The following is an 18,339-nucleotide window of genomic DNA, read 5'->3' on the forward strand; positions in this document are numbered from 1 at the left end:
GTACGTGGCGTCCCGCCCGGGTCGGCGGCCGACGATCGAACCCGCGTCGGCCGTTATGGACTTTATGAACTTCCCACCCGGTGGCAGGGCGGGTGCTCAGCTGTGCGCGGCGGCGACGCCGGTGGCGAAGGCGGTGTCACAGACCGGGCGCGCGTAGGACTGGGCGCGGGTCGGGCCGTAGACCGCGACGGCGGCCTGGCCGAGGGCGCGGGCGATGGAGGCGCAGTGCTTCGCCAGCGACGGGCGGCCGTTGACGGCCTGCTGGAGGTGGCTGAGGGCGACGCCCGGGTCCTCCTCCTGCAGTTCGGTCAGCAGCTTGTCGCGCAGGACCTCCTGAGGCGCGCGCTTGGCGGCGCGCGGGGTGCCCACGGAGGTGTCCGCGGCGGTGAGCACCGGGTCGGTGGTGTTCCCCGACCAGTTGACTCGGGTGACCGCGAGGGTCCCGGAGAGCACCAGGACGACGGGCAGGACGAAAGCGAGGGTGCGGCCGATCCGGCGGGCGGGGCCCCGGCCGCGTCGCGTCTGTTGGTTCATGGAGTGCTTCACGCGTGTGAGGGTAGCGCCCCGTAATGGTTTGTAGACATTTAGTCACCGGTTCGGGGGATGAGAAAGGGATGTTTTCTGGGTAAGGCGTTGACGCACAGCGCTCGAAACGTCCGTTCTGCCGGGGTATTTGTCGACACGAAGAGGGCCCCGCGGCTCGCCGCGGGGCCCTCTTCGTCAACCCGGGTGATTCACCCGGGGTTGTGAGTCTGCTGGTTGATCAGTCGGACAGGCGCGCACCGGTCGACGTCGAGAACACGTGGGTCTCGCCGGAGCGGGGCACGACGTGCAGCTGGCTGCCCTTCTCCGGGACGTCACGGCCGCTGACGCGGACGACGAGGTCCTTGGAGTCGTCGCCGACCTTCGCGGTGCCGTAGACGTACGCGTCGGCGCCGAGCTCTTCGACGACGTTGACGGTGACCGCGAGGCCCAGCTCGGCGTCCGCGCCGGCCACCTCGAAGTGCTCGGGGCGGACGCCGACGGTGACCGTCTTGTCGGTGGCGGCGGCGATCGCGTCGCGCTGCACCGGCACGACCGACTTGCCGAACTTCACACCGCCGTCGGTGATCGGCACCTCGACGAGGTTCATGGCCGGGGAGCCGATGAAGCCGGCCACGAAGAGGTTGGCGGGCTTGTCGTACATGTTGCGAGGGGTGTCGATCTGCTGGAGCAGACCGTCCTTGAGGACCGCCACACGGTCGCCCATCGTCATGGCCTCGACCTGGTCGTGGGTGACGTAGACGGTGGTGATGCCCAGGCGGCGCTGGAGCGAGGCGATCTGCGTACGCGTGGAGACACGGAGCTTGGCGTCCAGGTTCGACAGCGGCTCGTCCATGAGGAAGACCTGGGGCTCACGCACGATGGCGCGGCCCATGGCGACACGCTGGCGCTGACCGCCGGAGAGGGCCTTGGGCTTGCGGTCCAGGTACTCGGTGAGGTCGAGGATCTTCGCGGCCTCCTCGACCTTCTGCCGGATCTCCGCCTTGTTCACGCCGGCGATCTTGAGCGCGAAGCCCATGTTGTCGGCGACCGTCATGTGCGGGTAGAGGGCGTAGTTCTGGAACACCATGGCGATGTCCCGGTCCTTGGGCGGCAGGTGCGTCACGTCGCGGTCGCCGATGCGGATGGCTCCGCCGTTGACGTCCTCGAGCCCCGCGAGCATGCGGAGCGAGGTGGACTTGCCGCAGCCGGAGGGGCCGACGAGGACGAGGAACTCGCCGTCCTCGATGTCGATGTCGAGAGCGTCGACGGCGGGCTTGGTGGAACCCGGGTAGATCCGGGTCGCCTTGTCGAACTGCACAGTGGCCATGGTGAATAGACCCCTTCTACCGGCAGGAACGTGCCGGACGATCCGAGTAGGAAGGCGGTGCCACGACGGTGATTGCCGTTGTGGTGTAGTCCACGCGTGTGAACTGGCTCAGGACGGTACCCGGCGTTCACACGTATGTCAGTAGTTCCGGGCCTGTGAACTTCGCGGAAATTTTCGAAGCGGCACATTACGGCTGATCGGGCGTGTTCGTTTCCGGTCCCCGTAACGGCCCGCGGGTACCGCGACCGCCCGGGCCCCCGCCTGCCACCCAGCCGTCCCCTCGGCCGGGCCGCGCTCTTCGGGGGTGGACGCCCACCGCACCGAACCACATCGGCGGCAGCCGCCGCGCGCGGGGCGAGATCCGCACCTGGGGGGTGCCCTGGCGCAGGGCGGCCTCCAGACGCCGGGGGGCGGCGAGCTCGAACCCCGCGGGACGCTCGAAGACCTCGCCTGTGTCATGCACGGCCAGCACGCGCGAGACCGGTACGTCCGCACCGTCTCCTCCGCCAAGGCAACCAGGTGCCAGATGCCGCCCTTCAGGACGCCGGTAGCGCAGCCGCAGCACCCGCCGCTCCCACACGGCCGCGGCCAAGGTCTCAGCCGTGTTCCGGTACCCGGCGACCAGCCGGTGGCCGCCCTCGGGCCCCCGATCTGCGCACACCGGCACACCGGCGGCGGCCCCAGCGCCTCGACGTCCCGGCTGGCCGTCCGTACCGACACCTCCTGCTCGGCGGCGAGCTCGGGCGCGGTGATCGCCCCCGGCGGAGGACGCGAAGCCCCGCCTCGCCCACGCATCGGTCCGGAACACCTTCACCGGCGGCATCGAGGCGGCAGGGACGGCCTGCGGGTGCCGGTCCTTCAGCGGCATGGAACTCCTTCCCCGGCCGCGAGGGGGAGCTTCGCGTGGAGGAGGAGGGCGGTGCGGCGGGGACGGAACCGTTCATCACACGGCACGGTGAGACGTCGGTGGCGTATCGGTACACCTACGAGCTCGGGGAGGCAGCCGGTGGAACGGAACGCCGTGGCTCCGCGTAAGGGGCTCTGTGTACAGTGGTGCCGCCCTCATGCGCGGCAACGCGCTGCACGGCACACGCCTCCTTAGCTCAGCTGGCCAGAGCAACGCACTTGTAATGCGTAGGTCGTCGGTTCGAATCCGACAGGGGGCTCTGCTGAAACCCCAGGTCAGAGTTCATCTGGTCTGGGGTTTTTCGCGTGCCGTCGGCCTTCGCCGGATGTCCTGCGAAGGCCCCGTCGTCCCTGCCCTGACCGCCCGACGGCCGAGTGGACGCACCGGAACATCGGGTGTGCACTGGAGTTATGGGCATCGGAGGTGGCAGGAATGGAAAGTCTGCCGTTTCGGCTCAAAATCATTGAATCCGGTACTGAATGGTTTGTCGAGTGCTCGTCGGAGCTCGGCGAAGCGAGCATGAGGGTACCGCCACCGTTTCCCAAGGAGGAAATGCAGTCCGAGCTGCAAAGCGTGCAGAAATCCCTGATGAAGTCGTACAGCTTGAACATTGTACGGGGCGCGTCGGCGCCGGAGAAATCCGTTCGCGAATTCGGAAAGCTGTTGGCCGGGACCATCCTGCGGGATCAGATCTTCACGCAGTTCGACCGGTGCCGGATCCGTGCCAAAGAGCAGGGAAAGTCGCTGCGTGTACTGCTGCGGCCGGACGGCCCGCAGGTCTCGCGGATTCCGTGGGAGTACATGGTCGATCCGGCAGACCCGGCTCGCCATGACTATCTCGCTCTTCGCGTACCCGTCGTGCGGCACTTGCGGCTCATGAACCCGGTCTCCCCCATGCCGCTGGCCCTGCCGCTTCGGGTACTGGGTGTTTCGGCGCTCCCGGAGGACCTTCCGCCGCTGGAAGCGCAGCAGGAGAGAGATCGGATCGTACAGGTCCTGCAACAGGACAGTTCCGAGAAAGTGGAAGTGCACTGGCTGCCCGGGGACCGTTGGAAGGATCTCGAGAGGGCGCTGAGCAGTGGCACGTGGCACGTGCTCCACTGCGTCTGTCACGGCGGCTTCGACGAGGAGGGCGACGAGGGGTACATTCAGCTCTCCGGCGACGACGGATCGGCGATGCGCTTCCACGCGCGTGATTTCCGTCGGCTGGTCGAGCGCAGCCCTCAGTTGCGGCTCGTCGTACTGAACGCCTGCGAGTCCGCGGTGAGCGGATCCAAGAATGTTTTCACGAGCACCGCCGCCTCCCTGCTCGAAGCCGGGGTGCCGGCCGTGGTGGCCATGCAGTACGAAATCACCGACCGGGCTGCCGTCACTTTCGCCTCCGCCTTCTACGAGTGGCTTGCCGAGGGACTTCCGGTGGACCGGGCGGTGACCCGTGCCCGCGAAGAGGTGAAGGTTCGCCAAGGCACTCTGGAGTGGGCCACACCTGTGTTGTTTCTCGCGTCCGAGACGGCACAGATATTCGCCTCGCAGTCGACGCCTGGGGAGCCGAAGGGCGGGGCACGGAACAAGCCGTCGACACCGCCTGACGAGGCCCCGCAGGAACCAGCGAAATCGCGGCTGGTCGCCCAGGTCGGGCCTTGTGGGCACATGGCACTCGGGCCCGCTGGCCTTGTGGCCGTCGCATGTGACGACGGCGTCGTCCGGGTCTTCGACGCGGCGCGCGGGGAGCCGGCCGCCCAGTGCATGCCGGTGCAGCGCGAGAAGCCGGTCCGACTGGCCTGGAGCCCCTGGCGACGGCACGTGGCGAGTCGGCACAAGGACGGCACGGTTGTCATCTGGGACCTGGAGACCGAGTTGCCCGCGCGAGTGATCTCCGTCGGAGACCGCGGTGCCGCTCTCGCCTTCAGCTCGGACGGCCATTGGCTCGCGCTGACCGTCGGGAACCACGTGCACGTCTACGACCCGCGGGGCGCCCGAGTGCGGGACCTGGCCGTCGCTTCACCGAGGGAGGCGAAAGCCTGGTCGTCGGGCCAGAAGCCCCCGCTCGGGCCCCTCACCTTCGCTCCCGGAGACCGATACGTGGTCGTGGCCTGCGGTGACGGTGTGGTGCGGCAGTTGAACGTACAAGGACTGGCCGTCATGACGTGGCCACACCCCCAGCCCGTGAAGGCGCTTGTTGCCACGGAAGACCTTCTCGCCACCGCCTGCGTGGACGGCCGGGTGCGCCTGTGGTCGTGGCAGGGGCAGCTCTTGTGGCGCACACAGCCGGGTCTCACTGCTTACCAACTGGCGTTCGCCAACGAGTGCAGGCTGATGGCTGTCGCCCATCAACGCGGCGAGGTGGCCGTGCGCGATCTGGACACCGGAGCCCCCTCGATCGTGACGCAGCTGGAGAGCCGGCCCGTGGGGCTCGCATTCCTCGAGGACGACAAGGGACTCCTGACCACCTCCCGCGAGGGTTCGATCGAATGCTGGGAGCTGCCCGACTGGCTGACCGATGAGGGAGACGGACCATGACAGTTCCCGCTGTGGAGATTCTCTGGCCTTCGTCCTTGCCCTCCGATCCGGCGGAGGAGGGACAGGATCTGCTGCGTGAAGCCGGAGTCGACACCCGGTGCATGCTGCTGCCGACCCGCAGAGGAGCGGCCGAGGTGGTGCTGGTGCTCGTGATGACGGCGGTTCTGGACCCGTTCCTGCGCACGGTGTTCCAGAAGGTCGCCGAGGATGCCCACAGGGGACTCAAGGCCTTCACGGACCGGTTGTTCTCACCGGCGGCCGGACAGGGGGCACCGGCACCGCAGGGTGTGGTCTTCGAGGTACCGGAGGGCGGCCGGGTCACCTTCACCCCGGACCTCCCCGTAGGGGCGTACGAGCAGGCCGTCGGGCTGGACGTCCGCGATCAGCGCTGGTCCTGGGATGCGCGGGCCGCCATGTGGGTTCCCAGCTAGACGGCTCGCTCGAAAGGAGGCATCAGCCATGGCAGACAAGCATCGAGTGCCGCCGCCCGACGACGACGACTGGGGGGAGCGCACTGAGTGGCAGGATTCCTCCTTCCCACCGCACCAGGAACAGGCACAACAGCCCCAGCACCAGCAGTGGAGCCAGACTCATGCGCCACAGGGGCCGGTTCCCGAGTCCTACATGACACCGGCCATCCTCGTGACGCTCCTGTGCTTCCTGCCGACAGGGATCGCCGCCATCGTCTTCGCCTCACAGGTCTCGGCGAAAGCCACGGCGGGCGACTATCAGGGGGCCGCACAGGCCTCCCGCAGAGCCCGGATTCTCATCCTCGTGAGCGTCGGCGTCGGCGTCGTGTTCTGGTTGATCCTCATCATCGCCATGAGCATGTCCGACACATCTACCGCGTACATGCCCGCGCCATGACCGCAGGGTGCCGCCCTCCGCGCGGACGGGCCGCCCTCGAAGCGTGGTTGGGTGCCCTTCTCCTGGCGGCGGTCGCCCTCGCCACCGCCCTTGCGGATCCCGCCCGATCCGGTCCGTTTCCCGCCTGTCCGTTCCGGGCCGCCACAGGACTCGACTGCCCCGGCTGCGGGAGCTTGCGTGCGCTGCACGAGCTCACCCGCGGTCACATGGCGGCGGCAGCGGACTACAACGCCCTGTTGCTCGCCTTTCTGCCGGTCGGTGTGGTGGTGTGGCTGCGCTTCGTCTTCAGCAGGTCCCGGCCACGCGTTCTCCCGGTGTGGTGGGGGCCGGCCGTACTCGCCGTGCTGCTCCTGTGGACCGTGATCCGCAATCTCCCCGTCTTCGGCGGCGTACTGGCCTCCTGAACACCGCGTCGAGGGGCTGACGGCAGTCGAGGAGCCGCTATGACCGGCGAGCGGACCGATGACGGAGCCGTCGGGCGATCTCCAGCTGGTTCTCGTCGGCCGGGCGGCCGTCCTCGATGTCCCACAGGGTGTTCTGGAGGAGGCGGGCGAGGGTCCAGGCCCGGGCGCGGTCGCGGTCCAGGGTGAGGATGTCGGTCATGGCGTCGAAGCGCCAGAGGACGTCGTCGGGGTCGTAGCGGTTGTCGAGGGCGGGCCACAGTTCGAAGCCGGGGTCGCCGGCGAGGGGCTTGGGGTCGATCGCCAGCCAGGGGGCGCGACCGGAGGCGAGGACGTTCTCGTCGTGGAGGTCCCAGTGCAGGAGGCGGTCGCCCGGCTCGTCCACGACCTCGCGTACGGCGGCCGCGCAGTCGGCGACGAGGCGGCGGGCCTCGGGGTCCGGGATGCGGCCGAGGGCCCGGGGGGTCCGGTCGAGCATGCGCTGGGCGATGTCGCCGAGGCGGCGCAGGCCGGGCGGGGCCGGGAAGGACGTGAGGTGCGCCAGGAGCTCGGCGATGGTGACCACGGCCTGGTGGGCGTCCGGCACGTGGGACAGCATGCGGGTCTCGTCGAGGCGTTCCAGCAGCATCGTGCCGGTGGGTTCGTCGTGGCCGAGGAGGCGGACGGCTCCGTCGCCGTCCCAGGCGCGCAGCGCGACCGGCTCGCCCTCGCTCTCCTCGTCGAGGATCTGGAGCTTGAGGACCGCCGGGGTGCCGTCGGCCGTGCGGACGACCGGGACGACCAGCGCGGAGACGCCGTGCATGGGCGTGCCGTCGGGTCTCAGGTCCCAGTGGTCGAGGAAGTGGGCCGTCCGCTCCGGCAGACCGGCGATGAAGGCGCGGCCCGCCTCGCCGTTGAACTTCTCCTGTGATGCCGCCAGTTCCCGGGGGATGTCGATCACTCCGGGCACGGTAGTGGGGTGCGCCGGGCGGGTCATGCGATTTTGCCGGGGCGGCGCGGTCACCCTCCGGCGCCGGTTCGCGTGCCGCGGGGCGTCCGATTCCGAGGAGCGCCGTGTCGTATCTGTGTGCGAGCATCTGGCCAACGACCATTGTCCCATGGGGGATTGTCATGTCAGACACCGACGTCTGTCCGAGACCCGGGCCCGGATCGCGGGTGAGACGCGGGCGGGCCGTCGCGTCCGCTGCCGCCGTCTCGCTGTTCGCTTCACTGCTGAGCCTGACCGGGGTGGGGTCCGCCCAGGCCGCCGAGGCGGAGTGTGCGCCGCTCGCGCTCGCGCCGTTCGGGGACCCGGGTGACGCCGTCGGCAAGGCGACCGTCCCGGCCCAGGGCAGCGCCTGCTTCACCGTGACGGCCACGTCACCCGGTCTGCATCGGATGATGCTGGACGACAGCCAGAACAACGCCTACGCGCAGATGCTCGACGTCGACGGCGCCGCGGTCGACTGCTTCGACGACGAGTACCGCACCGAGGGCTGGTGCGAGGTCCCCGCGGCCGGCACGTACACGGTGAAAGTCGTCAACAGCGGCTGGGTGGACGAGGAGAAGACCGATCTGACCGTCGTCCCGCTCGGTTCGGGCACCCCCGGCTGTGCCGATCCGGTCGGCACCGGCTGGGACCGGCCGGCGGTGGTCCGGAGCGCGGCGAGCCCGCTGGCCGTGGACTGCCAGGCTTTCGAGGGCCGGCCCGGCGAGCGGATCCGGCTGACGGTCGGCACCAAGGTGTACGGCGACTCGGTCGCCTGGATCACCGACGCGACCGGTGCCCGTGTCTGTGAGCACTTCCCGGAGGACGAAGAGGACAGCTGCGTGCTGCCCGGGGACGGCCCCTACCGGGTGCTGTCGGAGGTATCCCGCAACGAGACCGGCTTCCCCGCCGAGTACGCGCTGCAGGTACGCCGGCTGAACGATCCGCAGGGCTGCACCACCGCGAAGGTCCTGCCCTACGGCCCCCTGGAGCCGCACGACTTCACCACGGACGCCTGCTACACCTTCTCCGCCGACAGGGCCGGCCCGTACACCGTGCACTACGTGGACGAGGACCGGTCGGCCGGTGCGGTCCGGGTGTACGACACCGACGGCCGGACCGTGTGCCGGTCCGGGACCGACCCGTGCCGGATCGCCCGGGCGGGCACCTATACGGCCGTCCTCGGCACCAACGCCTTCACTCCTTCCCGTGACCGGCTGGTCGTGTTCGACCGAGCGAGCGACACCGGTTGCAAGGCCATCGGAACCGGCCTGTACAAGGGGGAGTTGCGCACAGTCGGGCAGTACGACTGCCTGACGCTGCCGGTGCCGAAGGGTGCCCGTCTCGCCGCGCTCACCTCACGCTCCTCGGCCGGGCTGACGCCCGAGGTGGAAGTCCTGGACCGCGCCGGCACCCCGCAGTGTGACGGGGAGGCGCTCCAGGGCGGTGACTGCGCGCTGACCGGTGAGGCGCCGTTCCGGGCGCTGGTGCACACCGAGGACAGTGGCGACACGGCGACGGGCCGGTACGCCGTCGCCTTCCACCGCACCGACGTGGCGGAGGGCTGCCCCGTCCTGCCCGCGGGCAGCTTCACCCCGGGCGGCGCGAAAGCCACGCTGACCACGGGCGACGGTGTCTTCTCCCACTGCCTGGGCATCCCGGCCGATGGGCACTCGGACGCCGAGGTGCTGCAGCTGACCGCGACCTCGGGGACGGCACCGGCCGGGTTCTCCGTGCTGGACTCGGACGGCAAGCGGGTCTGTGACCGGTACGCCACCACCGGCGGCTGGACCGTCTGCCCCCTCACCCCGGACAAGGCCCACACCGTGCTGGTGACCGGGCGGGACGCGGCCGCCACGTACACCCTGTCCCGACGGGACGTGACCGCGAACGCCTCCTCCTCCGGCTGCGTGAAGACGGCGGCGGTGAAGGTCGGTGGGCCGTCCGTGAAGAGCCCGTACGCGGCACCGGGCACGCTCAACTGCCACCAGGTGACCACGGGGGCGGCCACCGACGTCGTGCACCTCAACGTGCGGGACGCCCTCGGTACCGCCAACAGCGCCGTGATCGCCGGGGACGGCCGGGTGGAGTGCTCCTTCCGCAACACGTCCTGCGCGGCCACCGGTTCCACGACCCACCAGGTCCTCGTCCAGACGCCGGCGCACCTGAAGGCGGCACCCGAGTACCGCCTCGACGCCCTGCGGGTCGCGACCGCCGACGGGCCCGCCCCGGAGTGTGCCCGGGTACCGTCCGTGGCGTTCGGGTACGGGCCCGTCACCGGCACGCTGGACGAATCGCACACGGCCGTCTGCGCGGTGTTGCCCACCGCCCGGTTCGACCGGTTCGAGGCCGACGTCAAGGACACCACCGGCGCCACCACGACGGCCGTGCCCGTGCTCTACAACAGCGAGTGGACCAACGGCTGCAGCCTGTGGAGCTCCGGCTACCAGTGCTCGGCCGGCGGTTCGGCCGACGCGCCGTCGCTCTTCCTGCTCGGCCTGCCGGAGAAGGCCTCCGGCACGGCCTACAGCGTCAAACTGACCTGCTCGTCCACGTTGTGCGGCACGGAGAAGACGTCCGTCACCGGGGTCGGCCCGGATACGGGGGCCGCGGGCGCCAAGGTGAAGCTCACGGTCACGGGCACCGCGCTCGGCCCGGACGTCACCGTCCGGCTCAGCCGGGCCGGAAAGACGATCACGGCGGAGGCGGAGGAGGTCTCCGCGGACAACCGGACGGTGACCGCGACCGTCGACCTGGCCGGCGCGGCCCCGGGCACCTGGAACATCAGCGTGCTCACGCGCGGCTGGGAGTTCCAGCGTGGCACCTTCACCGTCACCACCCAGCCCGGGCTGGAGAACACGGCCGCACCCAAGGTGACCGGCTCGCCCAAGGTGGGCGCCAAGATCACCGCCACGCCGGGCACCTGGTCCACGACACCGTCCTCGTACACGTACCAGTGGAAGGCGGACGGGACGGCGATCGCCGGGGCGACCGGAGTGTCGTACACCGTTCCCGCGGCGCGGGTCGGCAAGAAGATCACCGTGACCGTGACGGCGGTCAAGGACGGCTGGCGGAGCGGGTCGGCGTCCTCGCCGGCGGTGAAGGTGGCCGAGGGGGACGCGCCGCGGGCGACCAAGCTGCCCGTGATCAGCGGCCCGGTGAAGGTCGGCGGCACGCTCAAGGCGTCCACGGGGACGTGGAGCCCGGCCGCCTCCTCGTACGGGTACCAGTGGTACGCGAACGGCAAGGCCATCAGCGGGGCGACGAAGGCCTCGCTCGTGCTGAAGGCGGCGCAGCAGGGCAAGAAGGTCACCGTGAAGGTGGTCGCGCACCGTGCGGGCCACAAGGACGGGTCGGCGGTGAGCAAGGGGACGAAGGCGGTCGCCCGCTGATCTGTCCGAGCCGTTCGTGCCGTCGGAAGGGGAGGTGGCCCGAGGTGGTGGGGCACCTCCCCTTTTCGATCACGGCTCCAGAACCACCTTCCCGACCGTCCCCCGGCTCTCCAGCGCCCGGTGTGCCGCCGCCGCCTCGCGGAGCGGGAAGCGCTGGACGGCCGGGGTGAGGCGGCCGGCGGCGGCCTCGGTGAGGGCGCGCAGTTCGAGGGTGCGCAGGGGGTCGGGTCCGCCGGCCTTCCCCAGCATCGCCGGGCCGAGGACCTGCTCGGAGACGCCGTCGACGAGGTAGGGGCCGCCGTCCCGGATGCCCTCGCCGGACCAGCCGAAGACGATGTGCTTGCCGCCCGGGCCGAGGAGGGCGACGGCCTCGCGGGCGATGTCGCCGCCGACGCCGTCGAAGACGACGGTCGCGGTCCGCCCGCCCAGATGGGCGCGGACCTTCGCGGGCCAGGACGGGTCCTTGTAGTCGACGGCGAGATCGGCGCCGCCCGCCTGCACACGGGCGGTCTTCTCCGGCCCGCCCGCGAGGCCCACGACGGTCGCCCCGGCGTTCTTGGCGTACTGCACGAGGAGGGTGCCGATGCCTCCGGCGGCGGCCGGGACGACGACCACGGAGTCGGGGCCGAGGTCGGCGAACTGCAGGATCCCCACCGCGGTGCGGCCCGTGCCGATCATGGCCACGGCCTCGGCGAAGTCCAGGTTCCCGGGGATCTCGTGCAGGCGCTCGGCCTCGGTGACGGCTAGTTCGGCGTAGCCGCCCGGCACGAAGCCGAGGTGCGCGACGACCCGCTTGCCCAGCCACAGCCCGGCGACGCCCTCGCCCAGGGACTCGACGACACCGGCGACCTCGCGGCCGGGGACGGTGGGCAGGGCCGCCGGCTCGTTCGCCGGGCCGCCCGGCATGCCCTCGCGCAGGGCGGCGTCCAGGAGGTGGACGCCCGCCGCGCGTACGGCGATACGCACCTGTCCGGGGCCCGGCCGGGGGTCCTCGACCTGCTCGTAGGCGAGGTTCTCGGCCGGGCCGAAGGCGTGCAGGCGGATGGCGTGCATGACAGCTCCTCTGGTGGCGTTCGCTTGCTCTGGCAGGGCGTTCGCTTGCTCTGACGGGACGTTCGCTTGCTCTGACGGGGCGTTCGCTGCGACCAGCTTGCAACCTCAAGCTTGCTTGAGGTCAAGCTCGCCTCGGCCGAGGGCCAGGGAGACCGCCGTCAGGGCGCTGTTGAAGGACACCTCCGACAGCACTCCGGGGGCCGCGACCTGGTCGCCGGCGAGGTAGACCCCCTCGCCCCGGTCCACGGCCGGCCGGTCGCGCCAGCTGGTGCCGGGCGGATCGACCGCGCCCGTACGGCCGTTCGCCACCGACTCGCGCCGCCAGGTGAGCCGCTCGCGCCAGCCCGGGAAACCGAGGTCGAGCAGCTGCTCGGCGCGGGCGGTGCCGTCGGCCTTCGACTCGTGCGGGGCGAGGGGGATCTGTCCCTGGATCAGCTGCTCGCCGGCCGGGGCCAGGCCGCGGTCCTGGGCGGTGAACCGCTCCAGCCAGCCGGGCGTGTCCAGGTCGGAGACCGCGAAGGCGTCCCCGCGCCGGGTGCGCACGGCCAGGTCGACGAGGGCGGTGCGGCCGCTCGGCCAGCTCAGGGAGGCGTCGCCGAGCAGACGGCGGGCGGCGTCGAGGGAGGTGGCGACGACGACGGGCGTGTCGGTGGGGAGCGCGTCGACACGGGACAGGGTCTCCATCCGGACGCCCAGGTTCCAGGCGCGGGCGGCCATCCGGTCGATGAGGCTCGCCCAGCCGCCGCGCGGGTAGTGCGCCTCGGGCGGCAGTTTGGTGGCCCGGCGCAGCCGCTCCTGCACGAACGCGGCCGACAGCGACCCGGGGTCGTGGTGGAACAGGGCGACCGCCGAGTAGCTTGCGGCGGCCCGGGCCCCCTCCTCGCCCGCGATGTCCGTCGCCCAGGTGAGGAAGTCGGCGTCCACGGGGGCCTGGCGGCCCGTCCGGCGCAGCAGCTTCAGCATGGCGAAGGGCGGGGTGCGGCGCAGCACGCCCTGGTGCCGCAGCCGGACCCGGGCCGCCTCCAGGGGCGGGAGCGGGGCGAGCGGTCCGATGAGGTCGCGCTGCTTGAGCCAGGCCCAGTGCGGGCCGCCGTTGTAGAGGGCGTGCGGGCCCTCGTTGGTGCGGTACGGGCCCGCGGCGGTGCGCGCCCGGCCGCCCAGGGTGTGGTGCGCCTCGTGGAGGGTGACTTTGGCGCCGGCCTCGGCGGCGGTGATGGCCGCGGTCAGTCCGGCGAAGCCGCCGCCGATGACGGTGATGCGGTGCATGACTGTGGATCTCCCTCGGGTCGTGGCCGCCTTCCGGGAGTACGACCGAGGCAGGGCGCCGGAATGTGACATCGCCGGTGTCCGCGCAGGTCAGGGACGTATGTCAGGGGCTGGGTGCAGCATGGGGGCATGGCGAGGGAAACAGTGGGCGGCAGGGGTGTGAAGGGCGCGCGGCGGCCGGAGGTGCGGCTGCCGGTGCTGGAGCCGTACGGCGGCGGGGAGCTGGAGCCGGACGGGGACTACGACGGGCTGGAGTTCCGGGACGCCGCTCTCTCCGGGCAGGACGGATCGGGCGCGCGTTTCATGGACTGCGCCCTGACGGGCTGCGCGCTGGACGAGACCCGGCTGCGGCACGCCCGTTTCCTGGACTCGGCCCTCACCGGCGTCCGGGGCGTCGGCACCGATCTCGCCGAGGCGACCCTGCGCGATGTGGAGCTGACCGACGCGCGGCTCGGCGGGCCGCAGCTGCACGGGGCGGTGCTGGAGCGGGTGCTGATCCGCGGCGGCAAGTTCGACTACCTCAACCTGCGCACGGCCCGGCTCACAGACGTCGTCTTCGAGGGCTGCGTCCTCGTCGAGCCGGACTTCGGCGGGGCCCGCCTGGCGCGCGTGGAATTCGTGGACTGCGCAGTGAAGGGCGCCGATCTGCACGCGGCGACCCTCACGGACGTCGACCTGCGCGGCGCCGCGTCCCTGGAGATCAGCCGGGGCCTGGACCGGTTGTCGGGGGCGGTGATCAGCACGGCACAGCTGCTGGATCTGGCGCCGGTGCTCGCGGCGCAATGGGGGATCCGCGTCGAGGGCTGAGGCCCCTGAGCCGGGCCGGCTGTGGCTACGGCAGGCGGGGGAAGCGGGCCTGGAGGGTCCAGATCGCCGGGTTCTCCGCCAGGTCGTCGTGCAGATCGGTGAGGTCGGCGATCAGGTCGTGCAGGAAGTCCCGGGCCTCGCGGCGCAGTTCGCCGTGGGAGACGGTGAGCGCGGGCTCCTCCGCGCGCATCCAGTCGGCCTCGATGTCCACCCAGCCGAAGCGGCGCTCGAACAGCATCCGGTCCGTCGACTCGGTGAAGTCCAGCTCCGCCCGCTGCGGCCGGGACGCCCTGGAGCCCGCAGGGTCCCGGTCGATCCGCTCCACGATGTCGCACAGCGCCCACGCGAAGTCGAGCACCGGCACCCATCCCCAGGCTGTGGACACCTCGTGGTCCGTCTTGGTGTCCGCCAGGTAGACGTCCCCGCAGAACAGGTCGTGCCGCAGTGCCCGGACGTCCGCGCGGCGGTAGTCGGTCTGCGGCGGGTCGGGGAAGCGGTTGGAGAGGGCGTAGCCGATGTCGAGCACGGAGGTGATGGTGTCACGCGCCCGTAGGATCGCGAACGTGGCCCGATCTGTACGTCTTGTCCCCACGCTGCCCGCAGTCACCCTGCTCGTCTGCTCCCTCACCCTCACCGGGTGCGGCGGCGGGGTGCACGGCACCCCGGGCGGTTCCGGCGTCCGCGACCCCTATTTCGAGAAGGCCGGCAACGGCGGCTACGACGTCACCCACTACGGCCTGCGCCTCGCCTACGATCCCGAAGCCCACCACCTCACCGGCACGGCCACCCTCACCGCCCGCGCGACCCAGGACCTCTCCGCCTTCAACCTCGACCTGCTCGGCATGGAGGTCGAGCGGATCACCGTCGGACGGGACGTCGCCCGCTGGAACCGCGCCGGGCAGGAACTGACCGTCCGGCCGCACGACGACATCGACCGGGACGACACCTTCCGCGTGACCGTCCGCTACTCCGGAGCGCCCGAGACCGTCACCGACCCGGACGGCTCCGAGGAGGGCTGGCTGCGCACTCCGGACGGGGCGCTCGCGCTGGGCGAGCCGACGGGGTCGATGGCGTGGTTCCCCGGCAACCACCACCCCTCGGACAAGGCGGCGTACGACCTCACGGTGACCGTGCCGAAGGGGCTGCGGGCCGTCTCCAACGGGGAGTTGCGCAGCGAGACGACCGCGCGGGGGCGTACGACGTCCGTGTGGCACACCGGTGAGCCGATGGCGAGCTACCTCGCCACCCTGGCGATCGGCCGCTTCGACATCAGCAGCTCCCGGGCCGGGGACCTGCCCGTGTACGCGGCCGTCGACCCGGCCGAGGCGGTGGCGAGCCGGCCCGTGCTCGGGCGGCTTCCCGAGGTACTGCGGTGGTCGGAGCGGCGGTTCGGGCCCTACCCCTTCGCCACCACCGGCGCGATCGTCGACCGCGCGGGCTTCGTCGGCTACGCCCTGGAGACCCAGAGCCGGCCGGTGTTCCCCGGCGCCCCCGGCATCAGGATCCTCGTCCATGAGCTCGCCCACCAGTGGTACGGCGACTCCGTCACGCCCGAGAGCTGGCGGGACATGTGGCTCAACGAGGGGTTCGCGACGTACGCGGAGTGGCTGTGGGAGGAGGACCACGGCGGACGGAGCGCCCGGGAGACGTTCGACGCGGTGTACTCCGGTGCGTACTTCGACACGGCGGAGGCGGGGGAGGAGATCTGGGCGTTCCCGCCGGCGGACCCGCCGAGCGCCGCGCGGGTCTCGGACCCTCCGGTGTACTGGCGGGGGGCGATGGTGCTGCAGAAGGTGCGGCAGGCCGTCGGGGACGACCGGTTCTTCTCGATTCTCAAGGGGTGGGCGGCGACCCACCGGCACGGCAACGCCGACACCGCCGGCTTCACGGCCTATGCCGACAAGCGGGCGCCCGGCGCGGACCTGGAGGGGATCTGGGAGGACTGGCTGTACGGGGAGGGGAAGCCGGAGCGGCCCTGAGGGCGCTACGACGTGGCCAGCTCCTTGCGCAACACCGCGCAGGGGCGCCCGTGCCGCAGATCCTCACGATGGTCGACGACCTGGTAGCCGAGGGCGGTCCAGAAGGCCAGGGCCTTCGGATTGTTCGCCAGGACGGCCAGACGGACGGCGCTGCGGCCGGCCGCGCGGAAACGGTCCTCCACGAGTGCGGCCATGTGGCGTCCGTGGCCCTGGCCGTGCAGGCTCGCGTCCACCATCAGCAGGCCGATCCAGGGATCGGGGTCGGCGGGGTCGGGGTGGTGGGCGAGGGTGACGACGATGCCGATGAGCCGGCCGAAGCTGCGGGCGAGCAGAATCTCGGTGCCGGGTTGCTCCCGCTCCGCCGAGAGCGCGGCGGCGACCTGCTCGGGGCGGATGTCCTTCGGGTCGGGGAAGTCACCGGTCAGGGTGTGGAACGCGTGGTTGGAGGCGTAGAGGGCGGTCAGCTCGGCGAGGAGGGGATCGCCGAGGGGCGTCGTGGGCAGGGGGTCGAGGATCACGTGGGGAACGTACCCGGGCGGGGAGGGTTTCGACGCGCCGCAGGGGCTCAGGTGCTCCGTTCGGTGCGGGCGGGTCGTGGCTGGTGGCGCGGTTCCCCGCGCCCCTGAGGAGGAGCCCCCCGGGCCGGTTGTCCGGCCCGGGGGGCTCTCTTCACGACGCGCGGGCGTGTCAGACGTTCACGCCGAAGTCCTGGGCGATGCCGACCAGGCCCGAGGCGTAGCCCTGGCCGACCGCGCGGAACTTCCACTCGGCGCCGTTGCGGTAGAGCTCGCCGAAGACCATGGCCGTCTCCGTCGCCGCGTCCTCCGACAGGTCGTAGCGGGCGATCTCGGCGCCGCCGGCCTGGTTGACGATGCGGATGTAGGCGTTGCGGACCTGGCCGAAGTTCTGGCTGCGGTTCTCGGCGTCGTAGATCGAGACCGGGAAGACGATCTTGTCGATGTCGGCCGGGAGCGCGGCGAGGTTGACGTTGATCGCCTCGTCGTCGCCGGCGCCCTCGCCCGTGCGGTTGTCGCCGGTGTGCACGATGGAGTTGTCCGGCGTCTGCTTGTTGTTGAAGAAGACGAAGTGGGCGTCCGAGTAGACCTTGCCCTGCGTGTTGACCGCGATCGCCGAGGCGTCGAGGTCGAAGTCCGTGCCGGTGGTGGTGCGGACGTCCCAGCCGAGGCCCACGGTGACGGCGGTCAGGCCCGGAGCCTCCTTGGTGAGCGAGACGTTGCCACCCTTGGACAGGCTTACAGCCATTGTTGGGAGTCCCTTCCCTCGTTTACATGCGGCGAAGAAGCTGCGGCACCGAAGCTACAGCTACCCCCATGAACGTGGAGAGGGGTACGCGAGGTTCCAGGTCCTTTACTTTCTTTACCCGCCGTTATTGGGATGACGTGGACGGGACAGAAGCGGGAACATGGACGGCATGTCCGGTCACCACGTCATCCGCGGCTCCGTCTCCCTGCCCGAGGCCGAGCTCATGTGGCGCTTCTCGCGGTCGTCGGGGCCGGGCGGGCAGCACGTCAACACCAGCGACTCGAAGGTCGAGCTGAGCTTCGACCTGGCGAAGACCGAGGCGCTGCCCGCGGTGTGGAAGCAGCGGGCCCTGGAGCGGCTGGCCGGTCGCCTGGTCGACGGGGTCGTCACGGTGCGGTCCTCCGAGCACCGCTCCCAGTGGCGCAACCGCGAGGCCGCGGCCGTGCGCCTCACCGCGCTCCTGGCCGAGGCCACCGCGCCCCCGCCCAAGCCCCGCAAGCCGACCCGGATCCCCCGGGGCATCAACGAACGCCGGCTGCGGGAGAAGAAGCAGCGCTCGGAGACCAAGCAGGGGCGCTCCGCGCGGAACTGGAACTAGGACAGCTCCAGGACGCCTACCGTCTGGCCTCCGCTTTCCTCCCCGTTCGGGCGGAAGCCGAGTCCGAGGTAGAAGTCCTCCGGGCCGTCGGGGCCCGGGTGCCAGGTGACGTAGAGCTGTGCGCTGCCGCGTCGGCGCAGTTCGGCGGCGACCGACTCGACGGCGAACCGCCCGTACCCCTTGCCCTGCTCCGCGGCCGCGATGTTCAACCGCCACAGGCCCGAGCGGCGGACGCTGCCGTCCTCGTGCCAGTCGATGTCGAGGAAGGCCATGAGGAAGCCGACCGGGCGGCCGCCGTCGACGATCAGGCGGGGCCAGGCGACGCCGGGATGGACGTAGGCCTCGGCGAGGGACTTCACGACCGGGGCGACCGCGTGTTCCTGGCCGGGGCGGACGCGGACACCGAGGGCGGCGTCCAGGTTCGCGGCAGTGATCTCTTCGAGGCGAATGCCGGTCGTCGTCATGGG

17 protein-coding genes, 1 tRNA gene and 1 pseudogene are annotated in these 18,339 nt (G+C 71.2%); 9 read left to right on the forward strand and 10 right to left on the reverse strand.

The annotated features are described in order from the left end of the window. Nucleotides 1-96: 96 nt before the first annotated feature. From AB0F04_RS13965 to AB0F04_RS13975, 3 genes and pseudogenes are all read right to left on the reverse strand, one after another. Nucleotides 97-546 (reverse strand): hypothetical protein, encoded by a 450-nt coding sequence (locus tag AB0F04_RS13965; protein ID WP_362041067.1) that lies wholly within the window; start codon nt 544-546, stop codon nt 97-99. 217 nt (nt 547-763) lie between these two features. Beyond that, entirely contained in the window at nt 764-1,852 is a 1,089-nt protein-coding gene (gene ugpC / locus AB0F04_RS13970; protein ID WP_362041069.1) for a sn-glycerol-3-phosphate ABC transporter ATP-binding protein UgpC, read from the reverse strand. A 187-nt stretch (nt 1,853-2,039) separates the two neighbouring features. Beyond that, nucleotides 2,040-2,647 (reverse strand): annotated as a pseudogene (locus AB0F04_RS13975) (WYL domain-containing protein). A 297-nt stretch (nt 2,648-2,944) separates the two neighbouring features. On the opposite strand from AB0F04_RS13975, the gene AB0F04_RS13980 reads away from it, so the two are divergent. The 5 genes from AB0F04_RS13980 (at nt 2,945) to AB0F04_RS14000 (ending at nt 6,550) form a co-directional block, all read left to right on the forward strand. Beyond that, a tRNA-Thr gene (locus tag AB0F04_RS13980) sits at nt 2,945-3,018 on the forward strand. 173 nt (nt 3,019-3,191) lie between these two features. Beyond that, complete coding sequence (locus tag AB0F04_RS13985) at nt 3,192-5,279, forward strand: CHAT domain-containing protein (protein WP_362041071.1); 2,088 nt, start codon at nt 3,192-3,194, stop codon at nt 5,277-5,279. Further along, entirely contained in the window at nt 5,276-5,710 is a 435-nt protein-coding gene (locus AB0F04_RS13990; RefSeq protein WP_362041072.1) for a hypothetical protein, read from the forward strand. The genes AB0F04_RS13985 and AB0F04_RS13990 overlap by 4 nt, the downstream gene beginning before the upstream one ends. Before the next feature lie 28 nt (nt 5,711-5,738). Beyond that, a complete protein-coding gene (locus AB0F04_RS13995; RefSeq protein ID WP_362041073.1) occupies nt 5,739-6,146 on the forward strand; it encodes a CD225/dispanin family protein in 408 nt (135 codons plus the stop codon). Next, on the forward strand, nt 6,143-6,550 hold the full coding sequence (locus tag AB0F04_RS14000) for a DUF2752 domain-containing protein (protein ID WP_362041075.1): 408 nt from the start codon (nt 6,143-6,145) through the stop codon (nt 6,548-6,550). The genes AB0F04_RS13995 and AB0F04_RS14000 overlap by 4 nt, the downstream gene beginning before the upstream one ends. 37 nt (nt 6,551-6,587) lie before the next feature. On the opposite strand, the gene AB0F04_RS14005 is transcribed toward AB0F04_RS14000, so the two are convergent. Beyond that, complete coding sequence (locus AB0F04_RS14005; RefSeq protein WP_362041077.1) at nt 6,588-7,496, reverse strand: aminoglycoside phosphotransferase family protein; 909 nt, start codon at nt 7,494-7,496, stop codon at nt 6,588-6,590. A 206-nt stretch (nt 7,497-7,702) separates the two neighbouring features. Here AB0F04_RS14005 and AB0F04_RS14010 point away from each other — a divergent pair, with 206 nt between their 5' ends. Continuing rightward, entirely contained in the window at nt 7,703-10,906 is a 3,204-nt protein-coding gene (locus tag AB0F04_RS14010; protein ID WP_362041079.1) for a Tat pathway signal protein, read from the forward strand. A gap of 69 nt (nt 10,907-10,975) precedes the next feature. On the opposite strand, the gene AB0F04_RS14015 is transcribed toward AB0F04_RS14010, so the two are convergent. Both AB0F04_RS14015 and AB0F04_RS14020 read right to left on the reverse strand, forming a co-directional pair. Then, nucleotides 10,976-11,959, reverse strand: a complete 984-nt coding sequence (locus AB0F04_RS14015) for a zinc-binding dehydrogenase (RefSeq protein ID WP_362041081.1) — start codon at nt 11,957-11,959, stop codon at nt 10,976-10,978. Between the two features lie 105 nt (nt 11,960-12,064). Further along, the gene (locus tag AB0F04_RS14020) at nt 12,065-13,225 is read right to left on the reverse strand and encodes an FAD-dependent oxidoreductase (protein ID WP_362041083.1); all 1,161 of its coding nucleotides are present in this window, start codon (nt 13,223-13,225) and stop codon (nt 12,065-12,067) included. A gap of 129 nt (nt 13,226-13,354) precedes the next feature. On the opposite strand from AB0F04_RS14020, the gene AB0F04_RS14025 reads away from it, so the two are divergent. Continuing rightward, nucleotides 13,355-14,032 (forward strand): pentapeptide repeat-containing protein, encoded by a 678-nt coding sequence (locus AB0F04_RS14025; protein WP_362041086.1) that lies wholly within the window; start codon nt 13,355-13,357, stop codon nt 14,030-14,032. 25 nt (nt 14,033-14,057) lie between these two features. Here AB0F04_RS14025 and AB0F04_RS14030 read toward each other — a convergent pair whose 3' ends face one another. Beyond that, entirely contained in the window at nt 14,058-14,558 is a 501-nt protein-coding gene (locus AB0F04_RS14030; RefSeq protein ID WP_107457172.1) for a hypothetical protein, read from the reverse strand. A gap of 7 nt (nt 14,559-14,565) precedes the next feature. Here AB0F04_RS14030 and AB0F04_RS14035 point away from each other — a divergent pair, with 7 nt between their 5' ends. Continuing rightward, on the forward strand, nt 14,566-16,011 hold the full coding sequence (locus AB0F04_RS14035) for a M1 family metallopeptidase (protein ID WP_362041931.1): 1,446 nt from the start codon (nt 14,566-14,568) through the stop codon (nt 16,009-16,011). A gap of 5 nt (nt 16,012-16,016) precedes the next feature. Here AB0F04_RS14035 and AB0F04_RS14040 read toward each other — a convergent pair whose 3' ends face one another. Together AB0F04_RS14040 and AB0F04_RS14045 are read right to left on the reverse strand one after the other, a co-directional pair. Then, nucleotides 16,017-16,529 carry a GNAT family N-acetyltransferase gene (locus AB0F04_RS14040; RefSeq protein ID WP_362041088.1) on the reverse strand — a complete coding sequence of 171 codons (513 nt, stop codon included), beginning with the start codon at nt 16,527-16,529 and terminating at the stop codon, nt 16,017-16,019. A 169-nt stretch (nt 16,530-16,698) separates the two neighbouring features. Continuing rightward, a complete protein-coding gene (locus AB0F04_RS14045; protein ID WP_010035999.1) occupies nt 16,699-17,274 on the reverse strand; it encodes a TerD family protein in 576 nt (191 codons plus the stop codon). Nucleotides 17,275-17,434: 160 nt separating this feature from the next. Between AB0F04_RS14045 and arfB the strand changes: the two genes are divergently transcribed. Further along, nucleotides 17,435-17,872, forward strand: coding sequence for an alternative ribosome rescue aminoacyl-tRNA hydrolase ArfB (gene arfB / locus AB0F04_RS14050; protein ID WP_362041090.1), 438 nt, complete (start codon nt 17,435-17,437; stop codon nt 17,870-17,872). Here arfB and AB0F04_RS14055 read toward each other — a convergent pair. Next, nucleotides 17,869-18,336, reverse strand: coding sequence for a GNAT family N-acetyltransferase (locus tag AB0F04_RS14055; protein ID WP_362041091.1), 468 nt, complete (start codon nt 18,334-18,336; stop codon nt 17,869-17,871). The two genes, arfB and AB0F04_RS14055, sit on opposite strands and share 4 nt — an antisense overlap. Nucleotides 18,337-18,339 lie beyond the last annotated feature (3 nt).

This window comes from Streptomyces sp. NPDC029041 (assembly GCF_040637515.1).
Classification (GTDB): Bacteria; Actinomycetota; Actinomycetes; order Streptomycetales; family Streptomycetaceae; genus Streptomyces.

Excerpts from the sequence above, each read along its gene's own strand:
- AB0F04_RS13985 (WP_362041071.1), top strand. The coding sequence starts at position 3,192 with ATGGAAAGTCTGCCGTTTCGGCTCAAAATCATTGAATCCGGTACTGAA.
- AB0F04_RS13995 (WP_362041073.1), top strand. The coding sequence starts at position 5,739 with ATGGCAGACAAGCATCGAGTGCCGCCGCCCGACGACGACGACTGGGGG.
- AB0F04_RS14025 (WP_362041086.1), top strand. The coding sequence starts at position 13,355 with ATGGCGAGGGAAACAGTGGGCGGCAGGGGTGTGAAGGGCGCGCGGCGG.
- ugpC (WP_362041069.1), bottom strand. The coding sequence starts at position 1,852 with ATGGCCACTGTGCAGTTCGACAAGGCGACCCGGATCTACCCGGGTTCC.
- AB0F04_RS14000 (WP_362041075.1), top strand. The coding sequence starts at position 6,143 with ATGACCGCAGGGTGCCGCCCTCCGCGCGGACGGGCCGCCCTCGAAGCG.
- AB0F04_RS14020 (WP_362041083.1), bottom strand. The coding sequence starts at position 13,225 with ATGCACCGCATCACCGTCATCGGCGGCGGCTTCGCCGGACTGACCGCG.
- AB0F04_RS14035 (WP_362041931.1), top strand. The coding sequence starts at position 14,566 with ATGGTGTCACGCGCCCGTAGGATCGCGAACGTGGCCCGATCTGTACGT.
- AB0F04_RS14015 (WP_362041081.1), bottom strand. The coding sequence starts at position 11,959 with ATGCACGCCATCCGCCTGCACGCCTTCGGCCCGGCCGAGAACCTCGCC.
- AB0F04_RS14055 (WP_362041091.1), bottom strand. The coding sequence starts at position 18,336 with ATGACGACGACCGGCATTCGCCTCGAAGAGATCACTGCCGCGAACCTG.
- AB0F04_RS13990 (WP_362041072.1), top strand. The coding sequence starts at position 5,276 with ATGACAGTTCCCGCTGTGGAGATTCTCTGGCCTTCGTCCTTGCCCTCC.
- AB0F04_RS14045 (WP_010035999.1), bottom strand. The coding sequence starts at position 17,274 with ATGGCTGTAAGCCTGTCCAAGGGTGGCAACGTCTCGCTCACCAAGGAG.
- arfB (WP_362041090.1), top strand. The coding sequence starts at position 17,435 with ATGGACGGCATGTCCGGTCACCACGTCATCCGCGGCTCCGTCTCCCTG.